The organism is Occallatibacter sp., from assembly GCF_049582745.1.
In the GTDB taxonomy this organism is placed as follows: Bacteria; Acidobacteriota; Terriglobia; order Terriglobales; family Acidobacteriaceae; genus Telmatobacter.
The window spans coordinates 33,914-45,329 of sequence record NZ_JBAUUO010000153.1; the positions used below are offsets into that span (position 1 = coordinate 33,914).

Consider the following 11,416-nt stretch of genomic DNA (forward strand, 5'->3'; position numbering starts at 1 on the left):
CGATGTGTCTCTTGCTTCCCCTCGTCACAACGAGCCATGCGCAGCGCGCAACCGCACATCCCGACCCCGACAAATTCCGCCCTCAATTCGAATCGATCTTGAACCAACACGGCGTTATCGGCGGCGGGTTCGCGCTGGTGCGCGGTCAGGGGCCAGCACAAACCATCGTGCTCGGCGAAGCCCGCGCCGAAACCCATCGGCGCATCGACGACGCGACGGCCTACAACTGGGCCTCCATCACCAAGACCATGACGGCCATCGCCATCCTGCAACTCCGCGACCGTGGCAAACTCTCGCTCGACGATCCGGCCGTTCGCTATGTCCCCGAGTTGCGCGAAGTACACGACACCTTCGGCAGCATTGACGCCATCACCATCCGCCAGTTGCTCACGCACAGTGCGGGCTTTCGCAACCCAACATGGCCGTGGGATTGCGACGACCCCTCCAACTGCGACTGGCAGCCGTTCGAACCGACCCGGTGGTCGCAAGTTGCCGCAATGCTCCCCTACACCCATATCGCCTTCGCCCCCGGCTCACGCTGGAGCTACTCGAATCTCGGCTACGTCTTCCTCGGCCAGATCATCGAGCGCCTCAGTGGCGACGATTTCGAAGTCTACATCGACAAGAACATCCTCAAGCCTCTCGGCATGACCGACAGCTACTTCGACGTTGCGCCATATTTCCTCGAAGACCACGTCTCCGCTAGCTATCTGCGCGCCGGGCCGAAGCTCACCCCGCAGCCTTTCAATTTCGACACCGGCATCACCACGTCCAACAGCGGACTCAAAGCCCCCATCGCCGACATGGCGAAATACCTCCGCTTCCTCATCGGAGATCCCGCCAACCCACTCTACGAAATTGTCCTCAAGCGCACTTCGCTTGAAGAGGCATGGACGGGCGTGTTGCCGGCCATCGAACCCGGCCAGCCTGCAACTGCATACACCGCCGGACCGCATGGCAGCCAGCCGAAGATGGGCCTTGGTTTCTTTATCGTTGAAGTCAGTGGACACCGCTACATCTATCACGATGGCGACCAGGGCGGATTTTCATCCGAATTGCTGATCGATCCGGCGAACCACTGCGCGAGCATTCTCGCCGTAAACACAACGGATACGGGTGCGCCGCCACCAACGCCCGAGTTGCACCCGCAGTCCAACACCGAGCCCGATGCCAAAACCGACCTGCGCCAGACATTGCGCACCATTCTGATCGAGCAGATATTTCCGCCAGCGAATTGAGCCACACTATCGAGTCAGTCAGACCCCTTGCCGATATCCATCGAAGGCGAGATGGGATTTCGCTCGTCGATATACTCCTCGATGCACTTGTGCAGAATGCCCTTGGCCTCGAGAATGAATTCAACCGCATCGCGACCCGCGCCATATCCGCCCGCGTTCGGCGTCACATAATGCGCCTCGGCCTTCACCTGCTGACGCGCGTTCGCTACCGCAACCGCAAAGCCGCATTCACGCATCACCGGAAGATCGATGACGTCATCCCCGACATAAGCAATCTCCTCAAGCGTCACGCATTCCTTCGCCATGATCTCGCGGACCGCCTGCATCTTGAACGCCTGCCCCATGTAGACAAATTCAAGCTTTAGATCGCGGGCACGCGTCGTCACGGTCTCGCTCACGCGCTTGGTGATCACACCGCATTTCATCCCGCCCAGCCGTGCCAGCGAAATCGCCGTACCATCGTGTGCGCTGTAGCCCTTGGCCTCCATCATCGTTGCCGAGTGAACTCCGAAACCAACCTGCCCTTCGTGCTTCGAGAGATGCGACTGCGTATCAGTGCTGCCCGGGCCCGGGTTCGGAGCAGGTACCAGCCAGATGGTGCCATCGGTCAACACACCATCCACATCAAAAAGAATAATCTTGATGCGGCGGGCGCGATCTTGCGCGGTCAATGTCATGATTCGATTCTAAATGTGGGCCGCTGCGCTGGGCGAAGGCTGCAACGTATCAACGAATGCCGGTCTGAGAGAATGCAGGAATGGATGGCGATGCTCCCCCGAAGCCGACAGTCCCGGCCCAGCAACTTGACCCCGAGGACTTCTACTTCGACGGCCCGTACATGGTCTTTACCGCCGCGTACCTGCTGAAGCGCGGAACATGCTGCGGATCGGGCTGCCGCCATTGCCCCTATCGCGGCACGGAAAAGGATAGAAACCCGCCCGCCTGATTGCCTTCATATCTCGTCCTGGACAATCCCCTCTTCAGCAGCATCGGAAGTTTCTTCCTCCGCGGATTCCGAATCGCGATGCTCTTCCACTTCTGCTTCCGCCTCGTTCGAATCCCGGCCAACAGCCAGTTCTTCGCTCGCAGAAATCTCGGCGCCGGCTGATTCTTCTTCTTTATGTCTCAATCCCGGCTGTTCCAGGATGAAGAGCACCATTCGCGCAAAATCCTCCGGCTCCAGAGGATATCCGGTTCCTTGAGCTCCCTCCCGCGCGATCTCCCAGCGATGATGCAAACCGGTTTTCACTAGCCCGGGCTGAATACAGGAAACCAGAACTTCGCTGTCGACCAGCTCCGCCGCCAGCGCATCTGAGAGCGCCTCAATTGCCCGCTGCGTCGCCGCATACGGAGTTGGCCGCACGCTGCTGCCAAGGACGCTCGACACGTTCACCAGGTGACCCGCTCCTTCGGAAACAAAATGCTTCACAAACACATAAGCAACCCGAAACGAACCCTCCACATTCACGCGCACCATGCTGCTGAGCCGTTCGATATCGACGGTCTCAATAATTCCCGCCTCGAACAGTGCCCCGTTGTTGAAACAGATATCGCATCGCCCAAACCGGTCCAGCGCAGCATAGAGCAGCGTCTCCGGCAGCGACTCATCGCTCAGATTGCCCTCGACCACCGTGCAAGGCCCCTTGAGCTGCGCAGCCAGGGCGCTCAGCTTGTCCATGGAGGGCGCAGTCAGGACAAGCGAGTAGCCGGCCCGGGAAAGAGTACGCGCGACCGCCGCGCCCACGCCTCCCGTAGCTCCCGTAATCACTGCCACCCGCCCTGTTGTGTCGCCGTTCATTTCGCCCCTCCGCTCCAGAATACGCGGAACGGCCAATCCGAACTGTTGCAGGATTTGAGTCTACTTCGTCCCCACCGCGCCGGAGCCCGATGCGGCGGAGGCGGGCACCGTGGGAGTCGCATTTGCGGCGGGTTCGCGCACCAGCACAGCAAAACGCGGGAACGCAAAACTCCCGCCCGCGTCGTCAATCACATTCAGCTGGCACACGTACGATCCCGGTTTCAGCCCTTTCAGCGGCACATCCAATTCGACGGCCACCGCGTCCCGGCCTTCCACATTCACCGCTTTCGCCTGCACCAGCGGCGTCTCGTAGACCTTCGTCGAGCCCTGGATCAATTCGAGGCTGCTCAGCACATCGATCCCAGCTTTGGTTCCCTTAGGCTGACCCTGCGCGAGTTTTTCCTTCGTAGGACCATACACTTCGTAGAGCAAATAAAGATGCTGATTCTGGCGGAAAACGTGGCTGATGTTGGGGATGTATTCTTCGCCCGCGCGCACCAGCGGCGACGTCTTTTTGCTCGCCTGCCGCGTCGAAGCCAGCACAATCGAGCTCATCTTGAGCGGCTGCTTCTTCATATCCGGCAACGTGATATCCGCTTCGAAGGAACCCATGCGGCCTGTCTGGTTCTCGCGCACCACAAACTTCAGATGATATTTTCCCGGCGGCAGGTTGAAGCTCGTGGTGTACTCGATATTCTTTTGCCGCGCCTGCAAAGCCGGGTCGAGATTGAGCTTCACCGTCTCCCGCGCGCTTCCGATGGGCCGCTTCACCTCGTCAATCACTTCGCCAATAATGTCGAGCGTGGCCTTGTCCTTGTCTCCACCCTTGACAAAAGGAATCTGCGATCCCGGCACGATCAGCGAAACCGGCACGAAGAATCGATTCTCGTCCAGCCGGAAGTACATCGCGTCGAGATAGACGGCTACGTCAGTAGCGGGCAGATCGCTCGCCAGTTCTTCCTCCAGTTCGCGCTCGCGGTCTTCGCGGCCTGCATGCTTGAAGTCCGCAGGCGCATAGTAACCAGGCCGGTATTCGAGCTTCATGCCGGGCCGATTGATCTTGATGGTTAGCTTGCGATACTTGCCATCGCGCGCCGGATTCGATGAGTGGAACCCGATCGCGTAGTAGGCCGAAGTGTCCCGCTGCACCTGCGCAAATGCCGGCGCAAAATCGTTCGAGTCAAAAAACGCCTTGCCGCCCGTATCGGAACTCAGCGTCGCCATCACTTCCTGCGTGGCGAAATTGGCGCTCATGTTGTTCGCAAGCGCGGCACCGTTGAATGCTCCGGAACCCCGGGTGCTACCCGTCGATGCATCCCCAAGCGGCGAAATCGCCTGCAAACCGCGCGTATCCACGCTGTAGATCGAAAGATTGGCGCGCACCGCAGAATTAATAGCCGCCCGCAGCGACGCCTGGTTCTCGATGCCGTCCCGCGAAACGCCGCCCGAAAAATACAGCAGCGACTTCTTCTCCGTAATCCGTTCGAGCGATTTTGAAATTGCCCGCAGCGCAAACAATTCGCGGTCTGTATTTAAATCGTTGTACTCGCTCTCGTCCGGCGTGTAACCTGTCGTGTCCTCCACTTGGTTCGAATTCGCCGTTGCCCCTTCCGCGAAGCCCTGCCCCTCCGTGCCGTTATAGATCCCGACCTCATTGGCGAGCGCTGTCTTGTCCGAAGTAAAATCCTGGTCCACCTTGAGCGTTTGATCCAGTGAAACCAGCGCAACCAAGTCTGCCGGCTGCATCTTGTTCGTCAGAAAATCGCGCGCCGCCTTGACGCAGCGGTCCACGTCCTCAGGTTGCATTGAGGTCAAATCGAAAAACATCACAATCAACCGATGGTTGAGCAGATCTTCGGGCTTAGCGACAACGGCGGCCTTCGTTCCCGGTCCGTTCACACCCGCCGCCAGCCCCATGACTGTCGCTTCCTTGAGCGGCGTCGCCATATCCACCGACTGAAAATCGAATGTCGATATCTGCTGCGGTTTTCCGTTTTCGAGAACTTTGAAGTCGCTCTGCTTCAGGCCGCGCACAAACTCGCCTGTCTTCGCATCGCGCACCACTACATTCGTCAGAACCAACTCCGCATTGGCCTTGAAAACATAATTGTCCTGCCCCGCTCCTTTCGCCTCCTGTGCCGGCGCAATCTGCCCGCCCGGGAGTGCAAGCGCGCATATCGCCGCCAAGGCCGCCATCTTCCGCTTCCAATGCGCCATCAGAACCTGAACCTCGAAGTGAATTGGAACGACCGCATGGAGCCCGCGGATGTCACTTGTCCAAATGTAGGTGAAGCAACATTGGCATCAACGCCCGAATACTGAACAGTATTGAATGCGTTGTTCATCGTGGCGCGAATCTCCAGGCTCCGCGTCTCGCCCAGTTGCATTGTCTTCGAGAGAGCCATGTTGTTCTGCACCGTCCCTGGCCCGGTGATGAAGTTTCGAGGCGCATTCCCGAACACGCCGCACGGGAACTGCTGGTTCGACGCCGGTTCGCTGAATGCTGCAGGGTTGAACCATTGCCGGCCTGAACTCAAATTCAATGGTGTTCCCGTAAGATTCGGCCGAAACGTTCCGCCGGTACCGCAAGCCACGCTGCTCTCAGCCGCATCGAAAACAGGCGTGAGCGGTGTCCCGCTCGCAAACGTAAAGCTGCCCGAAGCCGAGAATCCCTCCAGAATGTGCGAACCCGAACCGGTCGTCATCCAACGCTTATCCTTGCCGAAAGGCAATTCATACAGGTATGTTCCGCTCACCTTGTGGCGTTGATCAATCGTCGAGTCGCCCTCTTCAGCGGCTAGATCTGTCCAGTTCTGCGCCCCCACGCCGCCAACGCTGCCCAAAGCGCCCGCATCATCGATCGAATGCGAATATTGATAGTTAGCTCCCAGCGCGATTCCGTTCGACATCCGTTTGTTCAAGCGCAGAGTGCCTGCATTAAATTTCGAGAACGCTGCCGCCTGTTCGTATCGAAAAATCAGATTCGTCGGATCGGTATTCGGGCTGAACGCAAGTGCGCGCGGCGCCGTAACAATATCCAGATGGTTCCCCTTCGAACCGTTATAACCGACATTCAGCATGATGCCCCACGGCAGCGTCTTCTGGATGTCGAGATTCCAAACCTGCACGTAAGGCAATCGGAAGTGCGGATCGAGCGCATAATTCCCAACCGTTGCCGGAGCCGGAAATCCCTGCGCCAGGGTAAGACATGTGTCGCTTTGCGCGCATGTCGAAGTCGGCGCTCCGTTCGCATCGGTCTCCTGGTTCGTCTGCTCATTTGCAAAGGGCGGTTGATGCGCCATCGTCGTCGCAAATGATGAATACGAGCCAACTGTGTAGTTCATCCCGAAGCCCGCTCGAATCACGGTCTGTTTCAGCTTCGGCACTCTCCACGCAATCCCGATCCGCGGAGCAAGTGCCTTGCCGTACGGATCGACCAGCGACGCCGGCAGCCCATTCTGTCCGGACTGCACTTCTGTCTGCGAAGTAAACCCCTCCATGGGATTGGTGGCAACCTCGGCAAGCCGCCCAAACTTCTCCGTATAGGGCGCGAAAAATTCATACCGCAGACCGTAATTCAACGTGAGGCTCGGCTTCCAGCGCCAGTCATCTTGCCCAAAACCGTCCAGCACGTTATCCCGCAGATAGCTCTTGTCGCGCGCCGCATTGAGAGCAGTCTGCTGCGGAAGCCCCAGAAGAAAATCTGCGAACGAGGAGCCCGTGTTTGTATCGGTTGGGGTGTCCTGCGTGAACAGCCCTGTAAATGTAAAACTCCCCGTCGCATTCGAGCTGGAAAGAAAATCGTTGTGCACCCGCCGATAATCCCCGCCAAAGCGCATATTGTGTTTGCCGTGGATCCAGCTCACCGTCTCTGAAACCAAAATCGTCTGCGCAACGGCCACTCGGGGCTGCTGCTCATTCAATCCCGAAATATCGCTCAGCACCACGCTCGGCAATCCGTAATTCAGCGGCGTCGAATTCAGCGGATCCCCATCCGGCCCAAGAATGCCAAGTTGCGTCTCGATGTCCGGCCCATTGGTGAAGAAATTGATCACATTGCTGTCCGAACGATTCCAGTTCACGTTGAAAATATTCGTGAACTTCTTGTAACCCAGCGTGTACCCGGCTTGCAGCGAGTAAGAGTTGGACGCAGTCTTTCCACCCAGTTGCGGAAATAGGTTCACGTTGTCCGACGCCGAGTGGCTCCAGTTGTAGTTGGCGTTCACGCTCTGCCGCAAGCCCTGGCTCTGCTGCGCACGCCGCCCGCCGCCACCACCTCGGCCGCCCATGCCGAATGGCGAAGCATTTGCCCCGATGCTCCGCATGTAGCGAATTCCCGCCTGCGTCGAATTCGACTGCTCCGTCGAAAGCAGGTGATAGTTCTGAATCGAATTCGGAATATTCGGTTCGGGAAAATACTTAAGCAGCGCTTTCGCCTGTTGTGAAATGCGCTCGGCGGGAATAGCATTCCCCACGCCGTTCGAGGTGAACTGCTGAAGCGTGGTCGGATCGAAAATCGCCGGCAGCCCGGCAGCCGAAAAATCTCCCGCACGTTCAGCATCCGTCGGCACCGTCGCATATTCATCCAGCGGGTTCGAACTCCGCGACCCTGACAGCGTCAGAAACACCGTATCTTTCCCGCTCGGTTTCGTCAGTCCCGGAATATAAGGCGCGCTGATGAATGTGAGCCCGAATCGATTCGTTCCCGAAGCCGGTTGCTCCTGCGCCTGGCCACGCAGGCTGAACGGCTCGGCATTCAGCGCTGAGTTGCTCCCCATCCAGAAGATTGCGCCGTGGGGCTGGCCCGGATTGAAACCGCGGAAATTCCCGCGTCCACCAAAGCCCCCGCGACCGCCCCCAAAGCCTCCGCCCCCAAACCCTCCCGGCCCAAATCCACCGCCAAATCCTCCACCGCCAAACAACCCGCCGCCCGGCCCTCCACCATTGAAGCCACCTTGCGCGCGCATCGTCTCCATCGCATCGCGCAAGCGATCCATGTCCACGCCTGCCAGCGGACTCACCGATCCCGCCTGGCCGCTGATGGCAACCGATTCATCGCTGAAGTCGGAGTTTTCCGCAATCGATGGCAGCGCCGCACCACTCGTGCCTGCGGCTCCGCCCTGCGTCTCTGTATCCCCAGCCAGTGCGCTCACAAGGTTCAGCGCCTGCGCACCGCTTCCCGCCAACTGGCGAATCGCCTGCGACACCTGTCCTGACTGCGCTACTTCGCGCTGTTGCTGCTGGGCCGCCCGCGAAGCCAGCATCAGTTGAAAATCGACGGCCTGATCATGATTGGCCGCATTCAGCAAAGCTTCCTGATCGCCCTGCGCAAATGCCGCAAACTGGGTGCGGATCACGTACCGCCCATTCTGCGGAATCGTCAGCGACCACGCGCCGGTCACGTCCGTCGTCGTCGAATAGCGCTTTCCTGTGAGCGTGTTCTGCGCCGTGATCGTCACACCCGGCAGCGGAATCGCCGCGCTCTTCACAGTTCCGTGAAGCCTGCCGCCCGTTACCGGCATTGGAGCATCAGGAGTGCGCGCGGAAGTCGAGCCTGTCAAATTCACCGCGGCACGGGCAGCCGGTGCCGGAGGCGTCGATTGTGCTCGCGCGCCAACACCTGCGACCACACACATTGCCGCGGCGACAGCCCGGCATATTGCCCCTCGCCTCATCCATGCTCCCAGACTCGAACCTGTACTCAGACAGACGAGCAGCGCACCATGAAGGTTTACGCCGACAGCAATCTAAGTGCTTTGTCGACTTCGGGAGTTCCGCACCTGCCTCAGAACCAGCAGAAATCGAAAAAGTAACCCGATCGCAACCGAAGCACTGTTTCCTTCTTGGTTTACATCATGGTTACTCCGGTTATTTCATCTTCAGATTTCCGCTTGCGCTCTCTGTGATGCCATGTTTACTCTTACGCCAATAACTCAGTGGTAGCTACCGTGAGCTCTTCCTACGCACGGAAGCGGGAAAGGCAATGGCGTGATGAAGATCGGCACCACCATCCGTGCGCATCGGCTGCAAAAGGGGCTCTCCCAGGGGGACATCGAAAAGAAAACCGGCCTGTTGCGCTGCTATCTGTCGCGGGTTGAAAACGGACACACCGTTCCTTCCCTCGACACGCTTTCTAAAATCGCGCTTGCGCTCGACCTGCCCATTGCCCAGTTTTTTGCCGAGGATTCGCTCAACGGCGGCGTAAACACGCAACACCTCAGCGACGAGGAACTCCGATTTCTTACCCAGATTCGCCGCTACTCCACAAATCTCAATGACAGCGATCGCAAGTTGCTGCTCGCTATGGTGAAAAAGTTCGCCTCAACCGCAGTTCGATAGTTCTTGTTTCAGGCCGCGCGGGGCTTTGGGCATCATGGCCAGTGACGCACCAAGCCCCGGTGCTAGACATCATTCCCCAGGTGAAAGATAGGCTCGGCGCCATGCGCGCCTGCCAATAGCGCCTGTTCTTCATGCGGCTCCAGCGGCTTGTAGTTCTGCGCCACATCCATCGCCAGCCTGAAGTAGCGTTCATCTCCCGGCGGAATCGCCGCCGCGATCGGGTGTCCCAACGTCCAGCGCAATCCCATTGAAGCCTCATCCGGAAAACTCGCCGGCTTGTACCAGCACTTCGGCTCCGGATGGTCCTTCTTCTGATCATCCGGCCACACCGTCTTTGCCATGCTCTTCAGCGCCAGGATTCCCATCTGCTTTTCCTGCGCCTTCTTTAAAATCTGCGGCCCGAACCCCGCCTGCGTGTAGAGCACGAAGTTCAGTGGAAAGAGAATCGTGTCGAAGTTATACCGATCCATCGCCGCCACCGCGGTCTCCGCCGAGTGCACGCTGAATCCGATATAGCGGATCTTCCCTTCCTTCTTCGCCGCCTCCATCGTCTCCATCGCTCCGCCCGGACCAAGCACCTTGTCGAGTTCCGCCATCTTCGTCAGCGCATGGAATTGATACAAATCCACGTGATCCGTTCTCAGCAGCCGCAGCGACTCTTCCAGTTGCTTGCGCGAGTCGTCCTTTGTGCGGCCTTCCGTCTTGCACGCCAGAAAACAGTTTTTGCGATACGGGGCCAGCGCCGGGCCGAGCCGCTCCTGGGCGTTCCCATAGCTTGGAGCAACATCGAAGTAATTGATTCCGCGATCCACGGCTTCTGCCACAATATTCGACGATTCACCGGTGCTTTCATTCATCACCACGATGCCAGCGAAGGCAATGATCGAAAGCTGCTCACCCGTTCGCCCCAGCGTGCGCCGGACAATTGGATTTGCGGGAGTTTTCGCTTTAAGTTGGCTTGAGGCAGCAATGGCGGCAGCAGTTACGGCAGCCTGTTTCAGGAATTCTCGACGCCTCACGGTCTTCCTCCAAGGATGGGATTAGACGAGCAGCGGTCCAACTAATTTTCGCACGATCCACGCCAGGAATTCACGAACGGACTGAAACGGTCTCTACGCCGTCACGATCGTGATAAAGAACCCAAATAACACCAGGATGCCGACGATCATACCGACGGCAATCTGCAGGCGCGTCTGGAAAACATTTCGGGGATTCCCGATGCGGGGCACCATCGGCGCGGCAAACAGCAGTCCGCACAGCACGCCGCCAAGATGCGCCGAGTTATCGATGCTTATTCCAGTGCGCGACGAAACAACATCCCAGCTGATAGCAAGACCGATCACCAAGTTAATCGCGGCGAAGTAGATGACCGACTTCCGCAGCCTTTTCAACTCCATCGGTGGCACCGGAAGACGATCGGACTTCAACAGCACGATGAGTGCGCCCGCAATGCCGAACACAGCGCCCGATGCTCCAGCGCCCGGTGAGAAATAGTTCAGTGGATAGAATGCCTGATGCTGCAACTGTTGGTCGAACAGACTCACGCTCAAATGCCGGGCGTTCCAGAACACAGAGAGCAGGTTGCCGGCAGCGCCCGTCAGGATGTACACAGCCGTGACTCCGAATGACCCCATGAGCGGTTCGGCCAGCAGACCCAGGTTCCACAAACACCACATGTTGGTGGCCAGGTGCAGGATGCCCACGTGAACGAACATCGCGGTGATAATCCGCCACCACTGGTCGCTAATCAGCACTGAGCCAGCATTATTCGCTCCCCAGAACATCAACTGGTCGGCAGTCGGACCGAGCGCGCTCACCCCATGCATCACCATTGCCAGAAACACGGCGCAGTTAATCCCTACCAGCACGTAGGTCGCCGGAGCCGTGGCCCAGAATGACCGCCGCCTTCGCACCATCGGTTGCGGAGTCGGAATGTATCCCTCGGCCGGTCGAAGAATCTCCGGCTCAACATTGGACTGACTGCTGAGGGACCCAGCCCCCGGGGGCGATGGGGGAACACTGCTCATATCATCACTCTACT

At 58.5% G+C, this 11,416-nt stretch carries 9 protein-coding genes; 3 read left to right on the plus strand and 6 right to left on the minus strand.

Going from position 1 to position 11,416, the window contains the following annotated elements; all coding sequences use genetic code 11:
• Window positions 1–11 precede the first annotated feature (11 nt).
• On the plus strand, window positions 12–1,238 hold the full coding sequence (locus WCA10_RS21985; RefSeq protein WP_472824676.1) for a serine hydrolase domain-containing protein: 1,227 nt from the start codon (window positions 12–14) through the stop codon (window positions 1,236–1,238).
• A gap of 14 nt (window positions 1,239–1,252) precedes the next feature.
• Here the strand turns inward: WCA10_RS21985 and WCA10_RS21990 are convergent, their stop codons facing one another.
• Window positions 1,253–1,915: a KdsC family phosphatase gene (locus WCA10_RS21990; protein ID WP_472824677.1), complete on the minus strand. Its 663-nt coding sequence runs from the start codon at window positions 1,913–1,915 to the stop codon at window positions 1,253–1,255.
• 80 nt (window positions 1,916–1,995) lie between these two features.
• Here WCA10_RS21990 and WCA10_RS21995 point away from each other — a divergent pair, with 80 nt between their 5' ends.
• Entirely contained in the window at window positions 1,996–2,184 is a 189-nt protein-coding gene (locus WCA10_RS21995) for a DUF5522 domain-containing protein (protein ID WP_472824678.1), read from the plus strand.
• Window positions 2,185–2,190: 6 nt separating this feature from the next.
• Here WCA10_RS21995 and WCA10_RS22000 read toward each other — a convergent pair whose 3' ends face one another.
• The 3 genes from WCA10_RS22000 to WCA10_RS22010 are packed head-to-tail and all read right to left on the minus strand — an operon-like array spanning window position 2,191 to window position 8,711.
• Complete coding sequence (locus tag WCA10_RS22000; RefSeq protein WP_472824679.1) at window positions 2,191–3,036, minus strand: SDR family oxidoreductase; 846 nt, start codon at window positions 3,034–3,036, stop codon at window positions 2,191–2,193.
• 60 nt (window positions 3,037–3,096) lie between these two features.
• The gene (locus tag WCA10_RS22005) at window positions 3,097–5,253 is read right to left on the minus strand and encodes a VWA domain-containing protein (protein ID WP_472824680.1); all 2,157 of its coding nucleotides are present in this window, start codon (window positions 5,251–5,253) and stop codon (window positions 3,097–3,099) included.
• Complete coding sequence (locus tag WCA10_RS22010; protein WP_472824681.1) at window positions 5,253–8,711, minus strand: outer membrane beta-barrel protein; 3,459 nt, start codon at window positions 8,709–8,711, stop codon at window positions 5,253–5,255. Before WCA10_RS22010 ends, WCA10_RS22005 begins: the two co-directional genes overlap by 1 nt.
• A 316-nt stretch (window positions 8,712–9,027) precedes the next feature.
• Between WCA10_RS22010 and WCA10_RS22015 the strand changes: the two genes are divergently transcribed.
• Window positions 9,028–9,375, plus strand: a complete 348-nt coding sequence (locus WCA10_RS22015; RefSeq protein WP_472824682.1) for a helix-turn-helix domain-containing protein — start codon at window positions 9,028–9,030, stop codon at window positions 9,373–9,375.
• A 62-nt stretch (window positions 9,376–9,437) separates the two neighbouring features.
• Here WCA10_RS22015 and WCA10_RS22020 read toward each other — a convergent pair whose 3' ends face one another.
• Together WCA10_RS22020 and WCA10_RS22025 are read right to left on the minus strand one after the other, a co-directional pair.
• The gene (locus WCA10_RS22020; RefSeq protein ID WP_472824683.1) at window positions 9,438–10,394 is read right to left on the minus strand and encodes an aldo/keto reductase; all 957 of its coding nucleotides are present in this window, start codon (window positions 10,392–10,394) and stop codon (window positions 9,438–9,440) included.
• A 93-nt stretch (window positions 10,395–10,487) separates the two neighbouring features.
• Window positions 10,488–11,402, minus strand: a complete 915-nt coding sequence (locus tag WCA10_RS22025) for a rhomboid family intramembrane serine protease (RefSeq protein ID WP_472824684.1) — start codon at window positions 11,400–11,402, stop codon at window positions 10,488–10,490.
• Between the last annotated feature and the right edge of the window lie 14 nt (window positions 11,403–11,416).